The organism is Kitasatospora sp. NPDC093102, from assembly GCF_040683915.1.
Classification (GTDB): Bacteria; Actinomycetota; Actinomycetes; order Streptomycetales; family Streptomycetaceae; genus Kitasatospora.
In genome coordinates this window covers 15,960-35,459 of the sequence record NZ_JBFBFA010000029.1, presented here as the reverse complement: position 1 = coordinate 35,459, position 19,500 = coordinate 15,960, and the positions used below count along the sequence as shown (strand labels likewise).

Below are 19,500 nucleotides of genomic sequence, written 5' to 3'. Positions count from 1 at the left end.
GCGGCGGCCCGGCGGGCTACCGGCCCCGGTGCGCTACGCCGACTGCTCCGGGGCGGCCTGGCCCTCGCGCACCACGACCACCGGGCAGGGCGCGTGCTCGGTGAGATGGCGGCTGACCGAGCCGAGCAGCACGCCGGAGAAGCCGCCCAGGCCCCGGCTGCCGACGACGATCAGCGCGGCGCCCTTGGCGGCCTCCAGCAGCACCCGGGCGGCGTTGCCGGGCATCACGCTCTCGGTGATCCGCACGCCGGCGTCGTCGCCGGCCACCTTGGTGATGGTCTCGCTGAGGGTCTTCCCGGCGATCTCCTCGGGGTTGAAGGTCTCGACGGTCGGCACGCCCTGCCCGGCCCAGCCGTAGAAGGCCGGGTACTCCCAGGCGGCGATCGCGTGGACCGTCCCGCCGACGGCCCGCGCGTAGTCGATCGCCCAGCGCAGCGCCTGCTCCGAGGCGGGCGAGCCGTCCACGCCGACGACGATCCGGGGATTGGCACTCATGCCCTTGCTCCTTCGGTTGCTCCTGATCGGTCCGGACCCTCTGAACATAGATCAAATCGAATAAACGGTCGGCATCTGCCACGCCGGAAGTGGCCCGTCGCATTCAATTCCAAGTGCGGCGGGCGGTTGGGAGCTGGGAGGATGCCCGGATGCCGAGCAAACCCCGCCGCCGTACCGGCGGCTTCGCGGAGATCCTGGCCGCCCTGCCGCCCAAGGACGAGGACGACGACCGCTGGGTGCTCCACGACCCGCTCGGGTCGGGCGGCTTCGTGGACGCCGAAGGACGCTACTGGCGGCTGGCCCGCGGCCCGGTGGACCGGCGGCTGGCGAAGCGGCTGGCGGTCGACGCGGACGAGATGACGCTGGGCCTGTGGGGCGAGCTGCACGAGGCCTCACCGGGCTTCTTCGTGCCCTCCCTGCTCACCCCCGAGGAGCGCCCGGGCGCCTGGCTGGAGGCCTCCGCCCTGGACTACCGGGCGTACGAGTTCCGCGCCTCCGGCGGCCGGAGGCTGCTCTACCTCGTGGTGTTCTGCTGAGCCGCCCTCCTGGTCGGCCCCGGCTCGGCTCAACTCCGGTAGGCAGCCCAGGCGTTGGCCATCCGCTGGACCTGGCCCGGGGTGAACTGGGTCATGCAGGAGTCGTAGCTGTAGTCCATGAAGTTGTGGATCGGGTCGAGCCCCGGGCCGGGGCAGGTGTCGCGGCCCTCGGGGCAGCCGGAGGCGGCGGTGCGCTCGGCCGGGGTGTCCTCCACGTAGTCGCCCGGGGGCCGGCAGCCGCCTTGGAAGGTGTGGAGGAGGCCGAGCCAGTGGCCGATCTCGTGGGTCGCGGTGTTGCCCTCGTCGTAGTGGGTGGCGGCGCCGCCCGGCAGGGAGGCGTCGAGCACCACGACGCCGTCGTCGGTCGGGTTCGTCCGGTACGCGTTCGGGAACGTCGACCAGCCGAGCAGGGAGTCGCCGAGCCGGGCGGTGTAGAGGTTGAGGGTGCCCTGGTCCCCTTTGCGCAGGGCGGTCTTCATCGCCCGCTCGGCCGGCGAGCCCGGGGTCATGCCGGTGTACCAGGAGGCGTTGTCGGTCCAGTCCGTGCCGGCCAGCCGGAAGTGGAACGGGCTCGGGGCGTTGCCCTCGCCCTGGCCGCCGTAGGTGCTGTTGAGGTGGTCGATCTGGCCCGCGACGGCAGCCTGGTCGAGCCGTCCGGCGTTGCCGTCGTGGATCACGTGGACGAAGACCGGGACGGTGGTGGGAACGGCGGCCCGGACCCGGCCGGTGCCCAGTTCGGCGAGCCGCTGGTCGAGGTCGGCCTGCATCGCCCGGGCCTGCGCGGCGCTGACCTGGTTCGGGTCCCGGCCCGGGCGGCTGCCGGCCGGCAGCCGGGCCGCGGCATCGACACCAGCACCAGTACCAGCACCGGCCGCACCGTCGCCGTCGTCCGTGCACCCGGCCGCCGGCACAGCGGCACGGTGCGCGGCCGGTACGGCGAACTGGCTCAGACCGGCCACGGCGACCAGCGCAGCGGCGCAGGGGAACAGTCGGGGGGCACGCGAGCGCACCCGGGCAGTACGGCGCATCAGCGCTCCTGACGGGGGAGTTGACGGAGTCTCGGCCGCGCCCCGGGCCTGCTCCGGCCGGGCCAGCCGGCGCCCGGCGCGGACTCGCCGAGACTACGACGCCGTGAAGTCGATCTCCCGCAGGGCGCGCGCGGCGGCCCGGTCCAGTACCACGGCCGACGCACAGCCGGCCGGCAGCCGGCCGGCCTCCAGGATCCGGCGGCGCAGCCGGCCGACCTCGGCCCGGTGCCGGGCGAAGGCGTAGCGCGAGACGCCGCGCCCGCGCCGCCGCTGCCCGTCCAGCGCCTCGGCCGGGTCGGCGTCGAGCAGCAGCAGGTGCACCCGGCGGCCCTGCCGGGCGGCGGCCCCGACCAGCCAGGCCCGCACCCAGGGCTGGGTGCCGCAGTCGTGCACCGCGAGCGGTCCGCCGTCCAGCACTGCCCGGCGCAGCCGCCGGTAGTGGGCGAGCCGGGCCAGCGGGCGGTAGAACGCGTACGGCAGGCGGCCGGGCAGCCTGGCCGCGTACTCCTCGCGGACCAGCTGGGAGTCGATCAGCGGGGCGCGGACGCAGCGGCGCATCAGGGTGCTCTTGCCACTGCCCGGCAGACCGGTGACGACCAGCAGGTCCCCGGCCGGGTAGCGCAGGGCCGCCGGTCCGGGCCCGCGCAGCTCGTGCCGGGCGGGCGGCTCGTGCGGCGCGGGCAGGACGACGCGTTCCCCGGCGGTGCGCGGCGGCGGCACCCTCGGCGCCGCCGTCCGCGCCGTTCCCGTCCCGCTCACCCGGTCTCCCCCCGCAGTTCCCGTCCAAGGAGCATGGCGCATTCCCAAGAGCGAGTAAAGGGCGGAGGTCGGGGCGGGTACGGACGGCCCCGGCCGGGGCCGGGCCGCCGGAGCACCGACGGCCCGGAGGGCGCGTCAGCCGAGCTGCGGGGCGATCCGCGAGGCGATCAGCTCCAGGTGGTCGAGGTCGTCCAGGTCGAGGATCTGGAAGTAGATCCGCTCGCTGCCGGCCGCCGCGTACCGGCCGATCTTCTCGACCACCTCGTCCGGGGTGCCGGCCAGGCCGTTCTCCTTCAGCTCGTCCACCTCGCGGCCGATCGCGGCGGCGCGACGGGCCACCTCGGCGTCGTCGCGGCCGACACAGGCCACCAGCGCGTTGGAGTAGACCAGGTCGCCGGCCGAGCGCCCGGCCTGCTCGACGGCGGCGCGGACCCGGCCGAACTGGGCGACGGTGTCGTCCACCGAGGCGAACGGCAGGTTGAACTCGTCGGCGAAGCGGGCCGCCAGGGCCGGGGTGCGCTTGGGGCCGAGGCCGCCGACCAGCACCGGGACGTGTTCCTGGGCGGGCTTGGGCAGCGCGGGCGAGTCGGTCAGCGTGTAGTACTCGCCGGCGAAGTCGAAGGTGTCGCCGAGCTTGGTGTTCCACAGCCCGGTGATGATCGCCAGCTGCTCCTCCAGCCGCCCGAACTTCTCCTTCGGGAAGGGGATGCCGTACGCGGCGTGCTCGGCCTCGTACCAGCCGGCGCCGAGGCCGAACTCGACCCGGCCGCCGCTCATCGCGTCCACCTGGGCGACCTGGATGGCGGTGACGCCCGGCAGCCGGAAGGTCGCGGCGGTCATCAGGGTGCCCAGGCGGATGGTGCTGGTGTCGCGGGCGAGGCCGGCCAGGGTGATCCAGGCGTCGGTGGGCCCGGGCAGGCCGTCGACGTCGCCCATCTTCAGGTAGTGGTCGGAACGGAAGAAGGCGCTGAAGGCACCGAGTTCCTCGGCGGTGCGGGCGACCGCGAGGAGGGTGTCGTAGCTCGCGCCCTGCTGGGGTTCGGTGAAGATGCGAAGATCCATGCCGGCCATTCTGGTACCCACCACCCGGGGGTCGGCGCAGCGAATCCGCCGGGCCGTGGAACGTCCGCAGGGCGGGCGGGCCGGCACGGGCAGGGGTGGCCAAGGTCTCAGCACGGAACCGTCGCGGGCGTCCGTCCCCGCCCCGGGGCTCGCCTACCGTGGACGGATGTTCGCCACCTCCGACGATTCCTTCCGGCACTCCCCCGACGAGCCGGCCGGCTGCCCGCTGCCCGGCATCGTGACCGCCTTCATGCCCCGGCTGGCCGAGTTCGCCTTCGAGCCGGGCTTCGTGGCGGCGGTCGACCAGCACACGGCGATGCTGCGGGAGCTGCTGTACGCGCAGGGGCCGGAGCTCGCGCCCCGGCCCGTGGACCGTGCGGAGTTGTCGGACTACGCGCTGGGCTTCCTGGACGCGCTCGCCGAGATCGGCTGGCGGGAGCCGGTCGGCTACGACTACGCCGTGAACCGCCTCACCGCGATCTGCTGGCTGGTGCGCGAGCAGGGCCTGCTGGAGGTCTGAGCCCCGGCAGACCCCGCGGACCACCGGTTCCGCTCCCCCTTCCGGTGTCCGGGACGGTCCCCTCGGGTGAGCCGTCCAGCCGTCCGCGCGCGTACAGTGGCGGTCCGGGGAGACGGGCCACGGGGCGGGACGGACGGGACGGTGCGGAAGTGAGCGGTACGGCAACGGAGCGCGCGGTGGGCCACCGGGCGCTGCACTGGCACGTCCGGCCGGAAGCGGCGCGGGCCGCCGTCCTGGTGCTGCACGGCGGCGAGGAGCACAACCTCGCCCGGCCCGGGCTCCTCAACCTCCCGCTGCTGCGGATGCACGGCTTCCTGCGCGGGCTCACCAGGGCGACCGCGGACGCCGGCATCGCCGTCGGGACCGTCCGCTACCGCCACCGCGGCTGGAACGGCGAGCGGGCGGACGCCGCGCTGGACGCGACCGCCGCGCTCGACGAACTGGCCGCGCTGCTCGGGCCGGTGCCGACCGTACTGGTCGGCCACTCGATGGGCGGACGCGCCGCGCTCCAGGCCGGCGGGCACCCGTCCGTCACCGGCCTGATCGCCCTCGCACCGTGGTGCCCGGCCGAGGACCCGTGCGAACAGCTCGCCGGGCGGGACGTGCTGATGCTGCACGGCGACCGCGACACCGTCACCCCGCCCGCCGAAACCCACGCCTTCGCCGCCCGCAGCCGCGCCGCGGGCGCCCGGGTCTGCGGCTACACCGTCACCGGCAGCGGCCACGCCATGCTCCAGCGCATCCCCGACTGGCACCGCGCCACCACCCGCCTCACCACCGCCCTCCTCGGCCTCCGCCCCCTCCCGGCCGAAACCGCCGGCGCCCTCGCCCTCCCGGCGGTCTCCCGCGAGGCCCTCACCCTCCCCCTCCCGCCCCAGCCCCGCCGGGCACCGGCCCTCCCGGCGGACCTCTGACGGAGCGGGCGCGGCGGCTGGTGGACGGTGCAGGAAGACGGCCGCCTCACGGCCGGCGCAACGAACGCCACGTCACCACCGCACCGGTCGTGCCCGCCAGCAGCAGACAGGCGCAGGTCACGGCCGCCAGGGCCGCCGGGTCCAGATGGAGGGTGACGGGGGCTCCGGTGCTCTGGGAGAGGCCGGAGGCGAGGCCGGCCAGGGGTGGGAGGGTGGCCAGCAGGCCCAGCACGGTGGCGATGGCGGTCACCAGGGCCGCTTCGGCCGCAGCGAGCAGGACCAGTTGGCGGGCGGTGCCGCCGGTGGAACGCAGGACGGCGAGGTCGCGGCGGCGGCTGCGGGCGGACAGGGCGGTGCTGTTGGCGGTGGCGATCGCGCTGTAGCCGACGGCGACGGCGATCAGCATCGCGGCGAGGCTGTCGGTCAGCCGGGCGTCGGTGTCGTAGTCGTCCAGCGCGTAGCGGACGGCGTCGTGGACGGCCGTGCCGGGGACCACCGCCACGGGCCTGCTGTCCGCCGGGACGAAGAGGTCGTCGCCCAGGGCGGCCGGGTCGTGGCTGCGGACCAGGGTCCGGGCGAGGACGAAGTCGCCGCGGGCCGGGTCGTCCGGCAGGATCCCGGCGATGCGCAGCGGGACGGTGGCGCCGTCGGCGAAGCGGACCGGGTACTGCTGCCCCGCCGTCACGCCCAGCCACTTCGCCGTCGACGCCCCCAGGACCGCTTCTCCGGGCCGGCTCCAGGCCGGGTCGCGGGAGCCGAGGGCGTCGATCACGACGGTCGTCCCGTCGGCCCGGTGGACGAAGGCGCGGGTCGGGAGGGCGGCCTTGCCGACCGGGTGGGCGGCGGCCACTTCGTCGGTGAGGCCCGGGGTGCCGTCGTTGGTGACGATCGCCTGGCCGGCGAGCCGCAATGCCTGCCCGGCCGGGTAGGCCGCCCGCATCGTCTCCACCGCGCCGCTGAGCAGCACGGCGAAGCCGACCGCCGCGATCACCGGTGCCGCTGTGGCGGCGGCGCGGCCCGCGCCCGCCGTCAGCCCGGCCCGCAGCAGCAGCGGTCCGGCCGAGCCGAGCCGTCGCAGCGGTGCGGTCACCACCCGGCCCACCGGGCCGACCAGCGTCGGGGCGAGCAGGGCGGCCGCCGTGATCAGCACCATGGTGGCGGTGATCGCCAGGCTGACCCGGCGGTCCGCGGCGGCGGTGGCGGTGAGGACCGCGCAGCCGGCGCCGAGGCCGAGCACCGCCAGTCCGACGGCCGGCCGGGCGCGGTTCGGCCCCCGTTCTCCCGAGCGGTTCTCGTGCAGTGCCTCCAACGGTGCGACCCGGACGGCCGGGCGGCTCGCCGCCCAGGCGCCGAGCACGCTGACGCCGACGCCGATCGCGGTGGCGGTGAGCAGCGGCCAGGCCGTGACCCGGACCACGAGCCCCGGCGGGGCGACGTCCAGGCGCAGCAGGGCGTCGCGCAGCAGTGGGGCGGCCGCGAGGCCGGCGAGGCAGCCCGCCGCCGAGCCCAGCAGGCCGACCACCGCGGCCTCGCCGAGGAGCATCCGGCGCAGCTGGCCCGGGGTGGCGCCGAGGGTGCGCAGCAGGCCGAGTTCACGGCGCCGCAGGCCGGTGGCGAGGACGAGCATCGAGGCGACCAGGAAGCCGGTGGTGAACAGGCCGAGGGTGGCCAGGGCCGCGATCAGCTGGGTGCCGAGGAAGCGCCGGTGCTCGACGTGGCGGGGCTGGAGCGCGGCGCGGCCGTCACCGGTGACCACCGTCGCCCGGTCGCCGACGGCCGTCCGGGCGGCCGCGGCCAGGCGGGCGGCCGGGGTGTCGGGGGCGGGGAGCAGGGCGATCGTCCGGACGCCCGGGTCGCGCTGCGCGGCTGCGGCGTCGCTGAGGTAGTAGCCGGGGCCCTCCACCGTGCCGACGACGGTGAACTCGGTGCGTCCGGCGGTGAGGTTGACGGTCAGCCGGGCACCGGCCGGGACGCCGAGGGACTGGTCGACCACCACCTCCTCGGCGGTGTCCGGGGCCCGGCCGGTGAGCAGCCGGTACGGGGCCAGCCGGGCCGAGGACCAGCCGTGTCCGGCCTCGGCCGCGCCCTCGTCGAGGACCGGACTGCCGTCCCGGACGGCCTGGGCGTAGAAGGCGCGGTCCACCACGACGGCGGCCACGCCGGGCAGCGCGCCCAGCCGGTCGGTGAGAGCCGTCGCCTCGGCGGGGCTCCACGGGATGCGGTCCTTGGGGCTGCCACCGCGGTCGGTGGCCTGCGGCGGGAGCACCAGGGCGGTGGTGGCGGCGAGGCGGGGCTGGACGGCGGGACGGGCGGACTCGTACACGGTCAGGGTCGCCGTGATCAGCCCGGTGCCGACCAGGACCGCGAGCCAGCAGGCGAGGTGACTCGACCAGCGCTCGCGGACGTTGGCGAGGATCAGCATCACGCCTCCAGCCGGGCCATGCGGGCCGCGACGGCGGCGGCGGCGCGGGTGGTGTCGCCGTCGAGGTCCAGCCGGTCGGCGATCCGGCCGTCCTGGAGGAAGATCACGGTGTCGGCGATGGCGGCCGCCGTCGGGTCGTGGGTGACCATGATCGTGGTCTGCGCCTGCTCGTCCACCAACCGCCGTAGCAGGCGCAGGACTTCACCCGAGGTGCGGGTGTCCAGCGCACCGGTGGGCTCGTCGGCGAAGAGCACGTCAGGGCGGGTGACCAGGGCGCGGGCCAGGGCTACGCGCTGCTGCTGACCACCGGACAGTCCGCTCGGCCGGTGTCCGGCACGCTCGGCCAGCCCGACGGCGCGCAGGGCGGCGGCCACCTCCTCGCGGCCGACGGCCCCGCCCTTCCTGCGGCCCGCGAAGCGGGAGGGCAGTTCGACGTTCTGGGCGGCGGTCAGCGACTCGACCAGGTTGTACGCCTGGAACACGAAGCCGATCCGCTCGCGCCGCAGTTCGGTGCGCCGGCGCTCGTTCTGGGCACCGAGGTCGAGACCGGCCAGCAGCACCCGGCCGGCGGTGGGGCGGTCCAGGCCGGCGGCGCACTGGAGCAGCGTGGACTTCCCGGAGCCGGAGGGCCCCATGATCGCGGTCAGGGTGCCGCGCGGGAAGCCGAGTGTCACCCCGTCGAGTGCGGTCACGGCCCCTTCGCCGGTGCCGTGCACCTTGCGGACGTCGTGCAGCTCCACCACGCCGTGCGGTTCGGCCGCGCCGTGCGGTTCGGACATGCCGCGCAGTTCGGCCGCGCGGCCGTCCGCCGTGGGTTCCCGATGGTTCTCCATGCCGAGAATTCCAGCGAATCCGCAGGTCGGAGGCACTGATCCGGGCGCTACCGGGAAGGTAGTGCCTGCACTACCCCGCCCGTTGCCCCGCCGCACTATCGTTCTTCGCATGCGTCCGAGAACGGCATGGCAGGCGATGGCCCAACGGCCGTTGAACTTCCTCACCTCCGCGTGGCCTTGGCGTTCACTGGCGTACCTGGCGAGCGGGGTGCTGGTGGGCGCCGCAGCAATGGCGGTGGTGGCCGCCGGGCTGGTGGCGGGGGTCGTGCTGCTGGTGGTGCTGGTGGGAGTGGCACCGCTGGTGGGGGTGGTGCTGTCGGCGGTGGCGGTCGCGGCCGTCGAACGGCGCCGGCTGCGGCTGGTGGACCTGGACCCGGCCGAGGACCCGCACCGGGCTCCGGACGGTCCGGGGCTGCGCGCCTGGACGGCCACCCGGCTGACGGAGCCGGTGACCTGGCGCGAGCTGGGCTTCACCCTGGTCTCGGCAGCCTCGCTGTGGTGGCTGGACCTGCTGGTGCTGTTCTTCTCCTTCGGAGTGCCGGCGCTCTGCTTCTCGTCACTCGACGGCTCCACCTGGCCGTGGTCGGTGTTCGGGGCCTTCGTGCTGCTCTCCTCGCCGTACACGGTGACCTCCTGGGCGGGCGCCCGCGCGGCCCTCGCACGCACCCTGCTCGCCCCGCGTGACGCGGAGTTGGGCGCGCAGCTGCGGGAGGTGAAGGCATCCCGGGCGCGGCTGGTGGACGCCTTCGACGCCGAGCGGGAACGGATCGAACGGGACCTGCACGACGGCGCGCAGCAGCGGCTGCTCTCGCTGGGGATGACGCTCGGGCTGATGCACCTGGACATCCCGCCGGAATCGTCGCTGGGCCCGCAGCTGGCCCGGGCGCAGGATCAACTCGGCTCCGCGCACGAGGAGTTGCGCCGGATCGTGCGCGGCCTCAACCCGCCGGTGCTGGCCGACCACGGGCTGGCCGCCGCCGTCCGGGAGCAGGCCGGCCGGTTCCCGATCCCGGTCACCGTCGACCTGGACCTGCCCGGCCGGCTGCCCCGGCAGGTGGAGACCGGCCTCTACTACCTGATCAGCGAGGCGATGACCAACATCGCCCGCCACAGCGGCGCCGGCCATGCCCGGGTTTCCGGTCGCTACCACGCGGACCTGCTCGTCCTGGAGATCGCAGACGACGGCCGCGGTGGCGCCGATCCGGCGCTCGGCAGCGGACTGACCGGGCTCGCCGACCGTCTCACCGCCGTCGACGGCCGGATGCGGGTGTCCAGCCCGGCCGGCGGCCCGACCCTGCTCCACGTGGAGGTGCCGTGCCACTTCGGGTGATCGTCGCCGAGGACGCCGTCCTGATCCGCGAGGGGATGGTCGGGCTGCTGCGCCGCTTCGGGCACCACACCCTCGCCGCCGTCGGCGACGCGGACGCCCTGGTCGCCGCCGTGCGCGCCGAGCGGCCGGACCTCGTGGTCACGGACGTCCGGATGCCGCCGGGCAACCGCGACGACGGCCTGCGCGCGGCTGTCGGGCTGCGCCGGGAGTTCTCGGGACTGCCGGTGGTGGTGCTCAGCCAGTACGTCGAACAGTCCTATGCGATGCGGCTGTTGGACTCCGACGGCGGCCGGGCGATCGGCTACCTGCTGAAGGAGCGGGTGGGCGCGGTCGCCGACTTCATGGCCGGCCTGGAACGGGTGGCCGCCGGCGGGACGGTGGTCGACCCGGAGGTGGTCCAGCAGCTGGTCCGACTGCGGCACGACCCGCTGGAACGCCTCAGCGCCCGCGAGCGCGAGGTGCTGGCCCTGATGGCCCAGGGCCGCTCCAACGCCACGCTCGCGGCGGAGCTCTTCATCAGCGACGCGGCGGTGAACAAGCACATCGGCAACATCTTCGCCAAGCTGGACCTGCCGGTGGACGTGGACGGCCACCGGCGGGTCCTGGCGGTGTTGCGCTACCTGGGGGCTTGAGGACGGCGGGAACCGTCCGGCCGGCTCACCCGCGGGGCGGCCCGGTGCCGCCGGGCGTGGTGGGCCGGTTGTCGCCGTCCGGGATGGAGGTCCGGAAGCCGTTGTCGGACTAGACCGTGCTCCAGAGGGCGGCGGCGAAGACGGCCGTCACCCAGGTCCACAGGACGGAGAGGCCGAGGTGCGCGAGGGTGCGCAGGCGGTCGCCGCGCCACAGCCGGGGCGAGAAGTAGGCGAATTCGAAGAGCCAGCGCAGGCCCCAGAAGATGGCCTGCCCCGCCAGCAGGGCGGTGCCCAGCCGGCCGCCGGCGAGCAGGTCGGGGGCCAGGCAGAGCGGGAGCAGGCCGAGCAGGGCGCAGACGAGGCCGATGAAGAAGAGGTGGGCGTAGGAGACCTGGCGGGTCAGCAGCGTGGTGCCGGACAGGTCGGCGGGCCAGTCGATGGCGCGGGGCAGCACCGCGTGGACCAGGCCGACGGTCACGAGGGCGGCGCCGACCAGGCGCAGCTGGGCTTCCAGGGTGATCAGTCCGGTCATGGTGCGGGCTTCCGGAAGGCGAAGGCGGTGACCAGGCCGGCGATCCGGCGTTCGGCGGCCGGGTGCAGGCCGGCCTCGGCGGCGTGCCGGAGCCAGGTGTCGCGGGGCAGGAAGTGCCAGGCGCCGAGGCCGTAGACGGCGGTGTTGGCGGCGTCCCGCAGGTGCTCGACCAGCAGCAGGGTGCCGCCGGGACGCAGGGTGCGGGCGGCCTCGGTGAACAGGGCGGTGCGGTCGGCGGGCCGGCGCAGCTCGTGGGCGGCGAAGACGGCGAACACGGTGTCCAGGGCGCCCGTTGCGGCGGGCAGGGCGTCCGGGCGGGCCGGGATGCCGTCGGGGGCGGGCGGGGCGTGACGGCGGGCGCGGCGGACCGAGCCGCCCGCGGTCAGCGCCGGGTCGTACAGGTCGGCGACCCGCCCGCGGGCTTCGGGGTGGCGGGTGGCGAGCGGGCGGCTGGCCTCGTCCAGGCCGGTGCTGACCACCAGGTGGTCGCCGGGGCCGTCGGGCAGCAGGGCGGGCAGCCAGTCGTAGCGGTGGAGTGCGGAGCGGTCGTAGACGCACCAGGTGGCGAGGGTGCTGACGGCGAGGTAGCCGGCGGCGGTGGCGGCGGCCGTACGGGCGAGCGCGGCGGCGGGGCCGGGCAGCCGGCGGGCCAGCGCCAGGCCGGCGGCAACGGTGAACGCACCGGCGGCGTACATCGGCCAGTTGTAGCGGACGACTTCGCGCACGCCGGACGGGCGGGGGCCGTCGAGCCGGGCAGTGGCCGGGCGGAGGACGGCCGGGCGGACGGCCGGCGGGCGAGGCCCGGCCGCGGTGGGGGCGGTCATCGGACGGCTCCGGTGAGGTCGCGGCGCTCTCCGGCGTGCCAGCCGTAGTCGAGGCCGGCGACGTGGAAGGCGTTGGCGAGCACCGGCCGGCTGCCGGCCAGCGGGCCGTGGTCGAAGAAGGTGAGCCGGGGCACCTCGACGGCCACCGGAGCCGGGCCCCAGTGGGCGCGGGTGGCCTTGACCACGATCATCGAGCGGGTCTGCGGCTCGTACTCGAAGGTGTAGGGCAGCGGGCCGGCGAAGCGGCGCGCGGCGCGGGCGTCCGCGAACGGGCTGCCCGGCGGGAGGGCGGCGGGGGCGCTGCCGAGGTCGGCGCGCACGTGCAGGTCGGCGCGGCCGTCGCCGCTGAGCACCTTGAACTCCAGGGTGTCGCCGAGCACCCGGGTGCCGATCCGGGCGTGCCGGTAGTGGTAGCGGGAGAAGGCGTTGCCGCCGACCGCCATCATCCGGCTGTCGGTGTCCGAGCGCAGGATGCGCAGGCCGCGCATGGTGCGGCCGCCGGGGGTCGGGAAGCGGGTGAAGACCCGGTAGCCGGTGAGGATGAAGTCCCGGCCGAGGCGGGCGGGCAGCGCGGCCAGGCGCAGCGCCCGGGTGTCCACGACGGCGGCGGCGACGAATCCGTGCTCGGTGCCGTCGGGGTCGGTGTAGGTGTCGAGGGCGAGGCCGGGCGGCACCAGCGGGGTGAGCCGGCTCGGCGGCAGGGCGTAGGTGAGGACGAGCGAGTGCGCGAAGTGGGTGCGCATCGCGAAGGGGTGGCGTTGCAGCAGGTGTCGCACGGTCGACTCCGTGGTCTGGTACGGGGGTTCGGAGCGTGACGGGGCAGCACGGGCACACCCTCCGCCGCAGGCCGCGGCGGGGTGTTCTCGCACGTCCTCATCATGGCGCACGGCTTTGAACGCGTTCAACTCGGGGTGGGAGGGGTATGCGAACGGCCGGTGCCCGCGCCGCGTGAACGCTGTCGGCCGGCCTCCGCACGGGGTGCCCGGTTGCCGGACCGGACACCCGGCGGGCAGCGGTCCCGGGGGGCTCCTGTGCCCGAACGAACCACCCGGGACTGCTTCTCGCTCCCCCCACACGAGTGGTTTTGCCCTCCACACCGGCCTCGGAGACGGTCGGTGGACGGATGATCCGTCCCGGGGCCGTACTGGGCGGCCCGGGAAGGACGGTTCGGAACGATGAGCACGACGCGGCGGTCGCTGCTGGGCGCGACGCTGGCCGCCCCGCTACTGGGGTGGCTCACCGGGACGGCGGCCGGTGCCGGTGACGGCGGCACCGACCGCGCCGGAAGATTTGGCACGCTCTCCGACGGCTGGGTGGAAGTGCGCTGGACCCCGGAGGCACAGGCCCAGCTGGACCGCCTCCACGCGATGGTGGACGTCGTCGCCCCGGCGCGCATGGTGCTGAACGACCGGGGTCCGGCGGTGCGCCTGCCGATCCGCTCGGCCCAGGGAGACCCGTCCCTCGCGAACCCGCCGAAGGCGCACGGCGACGGGGCGCTGAACGGCGGGGTCTCCGTCCGCACCCCCCAGGGCGTCTACCAGGTGGTGAACCTGGCCGGCGCGATCGAGGACGGCCTGGGCTCCGGCCGCTGCGAGGTCGGCGGGGCGGAGATGGGGCAGCGCTCGGCCTTCCACTGCGGCCTGGCGGAGGGGAAGCTGACGGCCCAGCCGGTGCCCGCGGGGCAGCCGATGAAGGTCCGGCTCAGCGGGGTGCCGCTGCGCCCCACCCAGGAGGCGGTGGACGCGTACACCGCGAACTTCGGCGCGCACCCGGTCACCGTGGACACCGTGCTGGGGTACGTCACGGCCGAGGGGACGTACACCCCTCCCCCAGCCGTGTAGGAGTGGCGGCGGCGGCCGGCCGGTCGTCGCGAGACTGCCCGGACTGACGGGACTGACGGGACTGCGCGGGCACGCCGGCGCCGAAGCGGCGCTCCCGGGCCGCGTAGGCCCGGACCGCCCCGCGCAGCCGGGCCAGGTCGTAGTCGGGCCACGGCGTGGGGTCGAACAGCAGCTCGGCGTAGGCGAGTTGCCAGGGCAGGAAGTTGCTGATCCGCTGCTCCCCGGAGGTGCGGATCAGCAGGTCGACGTCCGGGAGGTCCGGGACGTACAGGTGCCGGGCGAGGTCGGCCGGGCCGATCGCCTCCGGCCGGATCCCGCCGGCCGCCGCCTCGGCGGCCAGGCTCCTGGCCGCGGCGGTCAGCTCCTCCCGTCCGCCGTAGTCCACGCAGACCGTCAGGCTCAGCGTGCCGTTGTTGGACGTCAGGCTCTCCACCAGCGCGATCGACGAGGCCAGCGACTCGTCCACCCGGTCCCGCCGGCCGCACCAGCGGATCCGCACGCCGAGTGCGTGCAGGCCCTCCGCGCTGCGGGTGAGGCCGTCGGCCAGCGAGTCGAACAGTGCGGTCAGCTCCTCGGGAGGGCGGTCCCAGTTCTCGGTGGAGAACGCGTACAGGCTCAGGTGCCGGATGCCCAGCCGCAGCGCCGCGTTGACCAGGCGCAGTGCGGCCCGCTGCCCGGCCTGGTGGCCCTGCTGAGCGGGCAGCCGCCGGGCCTCGGCCCAGCGGCGGTTGCCGTCCATGATCACGGCGACGTGGGCGGGCCCGCCCTCCGAGGAGACCGACCGGCCTCGGCGGTGGGGCGTGATGCCGTCGGAGCTCAGCGGTGCGAGGCCCTCGGTCAGGACGCGTGAGCGCACCAGGGCCACTTCGTCGTACTGGAGCTGGGCGCCGAGCAGCAGGGTGTGCAGGAACGGGCGGCAGCCGGGGGCGGCGAGCCAGGTGGCGGGCAGCGCCTGCTCCAACAGCCGGTGCATCTGCGCCTGTTGGCGCTCGACCAGCCCGTCCAGGGCGGCCCGGTGGTCGCGTCGGCGGGCGGGCCTGCCGAGGTCGGCGACGGTCAGGCCGAGCCGGCACAGGTCCTCCTGCGGCAGGTAGCAGCGGCCGGCCGCGAGGTCGAGCGGGAGGTCCTCCAGGATGTCGGCCAGCTGGCAGGCCTCCCCCAGCGCGGACAGCGCGCCCGCCGCCTGCGGGCACCGTGCCCCCAGCAGTGGGGCCCACAGTTCGGTGATCGTCCCCGCGACGCCCCGCAGGTGGCGGCGCAGGTCCGCGTGGGTCTCGAAAGCCGGCGGGCGGGCGCCGTCGGCCAGGGTGGCGTCCAGGAACTCCTCGACCAGCGCCGGGTCCAGCTCCCAGCGTCGCACGGTGTCCACGAAGGCCCGGCGCAGCGGGTGCTCGCTGTGGCCGGCCGCCAGTTCCGCCAGGGTGTCGGCCCGCCACCGGGCGAACCGGCGCTCCCGCTCGGCGGGGTCGGCGACGGCGTGGAGCTCACCGTCGCCTTCGTGGGCTTCGGCGTCGTGGGCGTCGGCGTCGTCGGCGATCCGGTCGGACAGGGAGGCGAAGCCGTTGACGGCGTGGAAGTACGGCCGCACCTCGGACGGCAGCATGTCGCTGATAGCCCACAGCGGGGCCAGCCGGCGGGCCACCTCCTGCTCGCAGACCCGGTACGACTCCCCCAGCTCCGGCGAACCCCCCACCGCCGCCGCCCCGTGCCCCGCCATGCCCGTTCCCCGCCCTCCGCCGACACCGTGCGCCGTCTGGTCAACGAGGCGGGGGCGGATCGGTGGCGATCCGGGCGGACGTCGACGGGCCCGGATCGCCTCGCGCACCGCCACCGCGTGCGGGGTCGGCGCCACCGGCTCCCTGGAACGCGCCTTCCGCCGCCGCCACGGCACCACGCCGGCCGACGACCGGCAGCGCTTCCGGACGACGGCGGTCACGGCAGCCGACCCGACCGCCGTCACGGCAGTCGTACGGTGAACACGGTCCGGCCGGGCCGGCTCTCCACCGCCACCGTGCCGCCGTGCGCCCGGGCCACGGCCCGGACGATGGCCAGGCCGAGTCCGGTCGAGCCGGTGGCGCGGGAACGGGCCCGGTCGCCCCGGACGAAGCGCTCGAAGACCCGGTCGACCAGCTCGGGCGCGATCCCCGGGCCGTCGTCCGTGACGCTCAGCTCGACCTGCCCGCCCACCCGTTCGAGGCGCAGGAGGACCTCGGCTCCGGGCGGGGTGTGGGTCCGGGCGTTGGCCAGCAGATTGGCCACCACCTGGCTCAGCCGGTGCTCGTCCCCGCGGACCGGCACCGGGTCCTCGGGCAGGGCGAGCCGCCAGCGGTGCTCCGGCCCGGCGGCGCGGGCGTCGGCCACCGCGTCGAGGGCGATCCGGGTCAGGTCCACCTCCTCCGCGGCCAGCGGGCGGCCGGCGTCCAGCCGGGCCAGCAGCAGCAGATCCTCGACGATCGCCCCCATCCGCACCGCCTCGGCGTCGATCCGCTCCAGCGAGTGCCGGACCTCCGCCGGCACCGGCCCGGGGTGGCGCAGCGCCAGTTCGGCGTGGCCGCGGACCGCCGCGACCGGGGTGCGCAGCTCGTGGCTGGCGTCGGCGGCGAAGGCACGCAGCCGTTCCTCCACCGCGTGGCGGCGGGCGAGGGCGTCACCGACGTGCCCGAGCATCCGGTTGAGCGCGGCGCCGACCCGGCCGACCTCGGTGCGCGGGTCGTCGTCCGGCACGCGTTCGGCGAGCATCACCTCGCCGCTGGCGAGCGGCAGGGCGCTGACCCGCTCGGCCATGCCCACCACGCGCCGCAGCGGGCGCAGCGAGAAGCCGACCCAGGCGGCCCCGGCCGCGCCCGCCGCGGTGGCGGCGATCGCGAAGACGGTGAGCTCCAGGGTCGCCAGCCGCTCGACGGTCTCCTCGGCCTGGCGCAGCGGCAGGCCGCTGACCAGCACGTCGCCGTCCCGCCCGGCCACCGCGCGGACCCGGTACTGGCCCAGGGTCCGGCCGAGGTCGAGACTGCGGGCCGGGCCGTTGACGGGCAGGGCCGCCAGCGCTTGCTGCTGCTCGGGGGTGAAGGTGACCCGGTCGTCTTCGTCGCCGGGTTCGTCCACGTCGTCGGCGTCCCCGTCGACCACGCCCGCGGCGGTGACCTGGCCTGCCAGCAGCCGCACCCCGAGGGTGCCGGGGGTCTGGGCCCGGGTGTCGGGGCCGGCGCCCCGGCCGGTGTGCTCCAGGCTCGCGGCATAGCGGCCGCCGGACTCGACGAGCTGCTGGTCCAGCCGGTCGACCAGGAAGTGGCGCAGCGCGGCGGTGGTGGCGAAGCCGACGGCGGCGCAGGTGGCGACGAGCAGCACCAGCAGGCCGGCGGTCAGCCGGGCGCGCAGGGTGCGGGGCACCGGCCGGGCGGCACGCGGCCTCGCGCTGCGGAGCCGGCCGCCCCGTGTCACGTCGCGGCCTTGATCAGGTACCCCGCGCCGCGCACCGTGTGGATCATCGGGCTGCGGCCCGCGTCCACCTTCTTGCGCAGGTAGCTGATGTACAGCTCCACGATGTGCGCCTGCCCGCCGAAGTCGTACGACCAGACCGCCTCCAGGATCTGCGCCTTGCTGAGCACCTGCCGGGGGTGGCGCATCAGGTGGGCGAGCAGCGCGTACTCGGTCGGGCTGAGCTCGACCGCCTCCCCGCCCCGGGTGACCTCGTGGGCCCGGTCGTCCAGGACGAGGTCGCCGAGCACCAGCGCGTGCGGGGGCGGCTGCGTCGTCGCGGCGGGCGGGGCGGCCCGGCGCAGCAGGCCGTGCAGCCGGACCACCACCTCGGCCAGGCTGAACGGCTTGGTCACGTAGTCGTCACCGCCGGCCGCGATGCCGGCGATCCGTTCCTCGACGGCGTCCCGGGCGGTGAGGAAGAGCACCCGTACCTCGGGCTGCTCGGCGTGGATGCGACGCAGCACCTCCAGGCCGTCGAGGTCGGGCAGCATCACGTCGAGCACCACGGCGTGCGGCCGCCAGGCCTCGGCGGCCTGGACGGCGGCCAGGCCGGTGGTCGCGCCGCACGCCTGCCAGCCCTCGTACCGGACGGCCCCGCAGACCACCTCGACCAGGTCCGGTTCGTCGTCGACGACCAGGACCCGCCAGTCCGGGCGGTCGGCGGTCTCGTCCATGGGGCTCCCTCGGGCTTGTGCTTCGCATTGTTCATCCTGGCGCGCCCGGATGAGAAACCGGTGAGACCCCGAGGAATGGTTCGTAGACCGTCACACCAGCGCTGACCTGCGTGAACGACCTCGCGGAGGGTGCCGTGTGCCGGTCGGTTCAGAGCGGTCTCAGAGCTTGCGGTGCGATCGTTGGCGACCTCGGCGGCACCCGCCGCCGGGCGCTGAGGAGGTTCCCGATGACCACTGCTGCCGCACGGACGGCGCGGCCCGGGCCCGCGTCCGACCGGCCCAGGCACCGGGCGGCGCCGCGTCCGCCGTTCGCCCTCGACCCGCGCGCGGCGCTCGGCCTGATCGCCGCGGGCGCGCTCGGCGTGCTCGCGATCTGGTGGAAGGGCACGCCGGCGGTGGTCGGCGCGGCCGGCTGGCTGAGCGGCGCCGGCCGGATCACCGGGCTGCTGGCCGGCTACGCCGCGCCGGTACTGCTCCTGCTGATGGCCCGGCTGCCGCCGGTGGAGCGCGGGGTGGGCGCGGACCGGCTGGCCCGCTGGCACGCCTTCGGCGGGCGCTGGATGGTGGCCATGGTCTCGGTGCACGTGCTGACGATCGTCTGGGGCTACGCGCTGACCGACGGCCGCGGCCTGGTCGGCGAGGGCGTGGAGGTCGTGTTCCACTACCCCGAGATGATCAAGGCCACCCTGGGCACCCTGCTGCTGCTCGGCACCGGCGTGGTCTCCGCCCGGATCGCGCGCCGCCGCCTCGCGTACGAGACCTGGTACTACCTGCACCTGGCAACCTACCTCGCGGTGGCGCTGGCCTTCTCCCACCAGCTGGCCACCGGCGCCGACCTGGGCGGCGGCCCCGGCCAGGCCGCCTGGTACGCCCTCTACTTCGGCACGGCGGCGCTGCTCGGCTGGTTCCGGCTGCTGCGGCCGTGGCTGCTCGACCGGCGGCACCGTCTGGAGGTCGCCGAGGTGCGCCCGGAGGGCCCCGGCGTGGTGTCGCTCTTCCTGAGCGGGCGGCGGCTGGACGAACTGGGCGCCGAGCCGGGCCAGTTCTTCCGGCTCCAGTTCCAGGCGCCCGGGCTGCGCTGGGCCGCCAACCCGTACTCCCTGTCCGCGCCGCCGCACCCGCACTTCCTGCGCTTCACGGTCAAGGACCTCGGCGGGCACAGCGCCGCGGTGGCCGCCCTGCGCCCGGGGACCAGGGTGCGCGCCGAGGGCCCGTACGGGGCGTTCACCGGGCGGCGGCTGCGGCAGCACCGGGTGCTGCTGCTCGGCGCCGGGGTGGGGATCACCCCGCTGCGCGCCCTGTTCGAGACCCTGCCGGGCGAGCTGACGCTGGTCCAGCGGGCCCGCCGACCGCAGGACGTGCTGTTCCGGGCGGAGCTGACCGCGATCGCCCGGCGGCGCGGCGCGGCGGTGCACGAGCTGCTCGGCTCGCGCGAAGAGGTCGGCGACCTCGGGGCCGCGCTGGCCCGGCTGGTCCCGGACCTCGCCCGGCACGAGGTCTACCTGTGCGGCCCGGAGGCGATGGCCCAGGAGGCCGTCCGCGCGCTGCGGGCGGCAGGGGTGCGGCCGGGGGGCATCCACCACGAGAGCTTTTCCTTCTGAGCCCGTTCCGATTCCACGTC

General features: G+C 75.8%; 19 protein-coding genes. 7 read left to right on the top strand and 12 right to left on the bottom strand.

What is annotated here, in order from left to right; all coding sequences use genetic code 11:
• Positions 1 to 33: 33 nt before the first annotated feature.
• Positions 34 to 495 (bottom strand): universal stress protein, encoded by a 462-nt coding sequence (locus AB0O11_RS27855; RefSeq protein ID WP_363392243.1) that lies wholly within the window; start codon positions 493 to 495, stop codon positions 34 to 36.
• A 149-nt stretch (positions 496 to 644) separates the two neighbouring features.
• Here AB0O11_RS27855 and AB0O11_RS27850 point away from each other — a divergent pair, with 149 nt between their 5' ends.
• Positions 645 to 1,031: a hypothetical protein gene (locus tag AB0O11_RS27850; RefSeq protein ID WP_363392241.1), complete on the top strand. Its 387-nt coding sequence runs from the start codon at positions 645 to 647 to the stop codon at positions 1,029 to 1,031.
• Positions 1,032 to 1,060: 29 nt separating this feature from the next.
• Here the strand turns inward: AB0O11_RS27850 and AB0O11_RS27845 are convergent, their stop codons facing one another.
• The 3 genes from AB0O11_RS27845 to AB0O11_RS27835 form a co-directional block, all read right to left on the bottom strand.
• Positions 1,061 to 2,059 (bottom strand): zinc metalloprotease, encoded by a 999-nt coding sequence (locus AB0O11_RS27845; RefSeq protein WP_363392239.1) that lies wholly within the window; start codon positions 2,057 to 2,059, stop codon positions 1,061 to 1,063.
• Between the two features lie 93 nt (positions 2,060 to 2,152).
• Complete coding sequence (locus AB0O11_RS27840) at positions 2,153 to 2,707, bottom strand: AAA family ATPase (RefSeq protein ID WP_363392324.1); 555 nt, start codon at positions 2,705 to 2,707, stop codon at positions 2,153 to 2,155.
• Positions 2,708 to 2,953: 246 nt separating this feature from the next.
• Positions 2,954 to 3,880 (bottom strand): LLM class F420-dependent oxidoreductase, encoded by a 927-nt coding sequence (locus AB0O11_RS27835; protein WP_363392237.1) that lies wholly within the window; start codon positions 3,878 to 3,880, stop codon positions 2,954 to 2,956.
• A 166-nt stretch (positions 3,881 to 4,046) separates the two neighbouring features.
• Between AB0O11_RS27835 and AB0O11_RS27830 the strand changes: the two genes are divergently transcribed.
• Together AB0O11_RS27830 and AB0O11_RS27825 are read left to right on the top strand one after the other, a co-directional pair.
• Complete coding sequence (locus AB0O11_RS27830; protein WP_363392235.1) at positions 4,047 to 4,400, top strand: DUF6401 family natural product biosynthesis protein; 354 nt, start codon at positions 4,047 to 4,049, stop codon at positions 4,398 to 4,400.
• A 149-nt stretch (positions 4,401 to 4,549) separates the two neighbouring features.
• Positions 4,550 to 5,314 carry an alpha/beta hydrolase gene (locus AB0O11_RS27825; RefSeq protein ID WP_363392233.1) on the top strand — a complete coding sequence of 255 codons (765 nt, stop codon included), beginning with the start codon at positions 4,550 to 4,552 and terminating at the stop codon, positions 5,312 to 5,314.
• 46 nt (positions 5,315 to 5,360) lie between these two features.
• Here AB0O11_RS27825 and AB0O11_RS27820 read toward each other — a convergent pair whose 3' ends face one another.
• Together AB0O11_RS27820 and AB0O11_RS27815 are read right to left on the bottom strand one after the other, a co-directional pair.
• Positions 5,361 to 7,736 (bottom strand): FtsX-like permease family protein, encoded by a 2,376-nt coding sequence (locus AB0O11_RS27820; RefSeq protein ID WP_363392231.1) that lies wholly within the window; start codon positions 7,734 to 7,736, stop codon positions 5,361 to 5,363.
• Entirely contained in the window at positions 7,736 to 8,515 is a 780-nt protein-coding gene (locus AB0O11_RS27815; RefSeq protein ID WP_363392322.1) for an ABC transporter ATP-binding protein, read from the bottom strand. The genes AB0O11_RS27820 and AB0O11_RS27815 overlap by 1 nt, the downstream gene beginning before the upstream one ends.
• A gap of 163 nt (positions 8,516 to 8,678) precedes the next feature.
• Here AB0O11_RS27815 and AB0O11_RS27810 point away from each other — a divergent pair, with 163 nt between their 5' ends.
• Positions 8,679 to 9,899: a sensor domain-containing protein gene (locus tag AB0O11_RS27810; protein ID WP_363392230.1), complete on the top strand. Its 1,221-nt coding sequence runs from the start codon at positions 8,679 to 8,681 to the stop codon at positions 9,897 to 9,899.
• The gene (locus AB0O11_RS27805) at positions 9,884 to 10,531 is read left to right on the top strand and encodes a response regulator transcription factor (protein ID WP_363392228.1); all 648 of its coding nucleotides are present in this window, start codon (positions 9,884 to 9,886) and stop codon (positions 10,529 to 10,531) included. Before AB0O11_RS27810 ends, AB0O11_RS27805 begins: the two co-directional genes overlap by 16 nt.
• A 109-nt stretch (positions 10,532 to 10,640) precedes the next feature.
• Here the strand turns inward: AB0O11_RS27805 and AB0O11_RS27800 are convergent, their stop codons facing one another.
• From AB0O11_RS27800 to AB0O11_RS27790, 3 genes are read right to left on the bottom strand one after another with little or no spacing between them, the layout of a single operon-like run.
• Positions 10,641 to 11,063 carry a hypothetical protein gene (locus AB0O11_RS27800; RefSeq protein ID WP_363392226.1) on the bottom strand — a complete coding sequence of 141 codons (423 nt, stop codon included), beginning with the start codon at positions 11,061 to 11,063 and terminating at the stop codon, positions 10,641 to 10,643.
• On the bottom strand, positions 11,060 to 11,887 hold the full coding sequence (locus tag AB0O11_RS27795; RefSeq protein WP_363392224.1) for a class I SAM-dependent methyltransferase: 828 nt from the start codon (positions 11,885 to 11,887) through the stop codon (positions 11,060 to 11,062). Before AB0O11_RS27795 ends, AB0O11_RS27800 begins: the two co-directional genes overlap by 4 nt.
• The gene (locus AB0O11_RS27790; RefSeq protein ID WP_363392222.1) at positions 11,884 to 12,663 is read right to left on the bottom strand and encodes a DUF2071 domain-containing protein; all 780 of its coding nucleotides are present in this window, start codon (positions 12,661 to 12,663) and stop codon (positions 11,884 to 11,886) included. The genes AB0O11_RS27795 and AB0O11_RS27790 overlap by 4 nt, the downstream gene beginning before the upstream one ends.
• Before the next feature lie 399 nt (positions 12,664 to 13,062).
• Here AB0O11_RS27790 and AB0O11_RS27785 point away from each other — a divergent pair, with 399 nt between their 5' ends.
• Positions 13,063 to 13,728, top strand: coding sequence for a hypothetical protein (locus AB0O11_RS27785; RefSeq protein ID WP_363392220.1), 666 nt, complete (start codon positions 13,063 to 13,065; stop codon positions 13,726 to 13,728).
• On the opposite strand, the gene uppS is transcribed toward AB0O11_RS27785, so the two are convergent.
• From uppS to AB0O11_RS27770, 3 genes are all read right to left on the bottom strand, one after another.
• Positions 13,688 to 15,445 carry a polyprenyl diphosphate synthase gene (uppS, locus tag AB0O11_RS27780; protein WP_363392218.1) on the bottom strand — a complete coding sequence of 586 codons (1,758 nt, stop codon included), beginning with the start codon at positions 15,443 to 15,445 and terminating at the stop codon, positions 13,688 to 13,690. The two genes, AB0O11_RS27785 and uppS, sit on opposite strands and share 41 nt — an antisense overlap.
• 239 nt (positions 15,446 to 15,684) lie before the next feature.
• Positions 15,685 to 17,115: a HAMP domain-containing sensor histidine kinase gene (locus AB0O11_RS27775; protein WP_363392216.1), complete on the bottom strand. Its 1,431-nt coding sequence runs from the start codon at positions 17,113 to 17,115 to the stop codon at positions 15,685 to 15,687.
• Between the two features lie 47 nt (positions 17,116 to 17,162).
• Entirely contained in the window at positions 17,163 to 17,879 is a 717-nt protein-coding gene (locus AB0O11_RS27770; protein ID WP_363392214.1) for a response regulator transcription factor, read from the bottom strand.
• Positions 17,880 to 18,106: 227 nt separating this feature from the next.
• Between AB0O11_RS27770 and AB0O11_RS27765 the strand changes: the two genes are divergently transcribed.
• The gene (locus AB0O11_RS27765) at positions 18,107 to 19,480 is read left to right on the top strand and encodes a ferredoxin reductase family protein (protein ID WP_363392213.1); all 1,374 of its coding nucleotides are present in this window, start codon (positions 18,107 to 18,109) and stop codon (positions 19,478 to 19,480) included.
• The last annotated feature ends 20 nt before the right edge of the window (positions 19,481 to 19,500 follow it).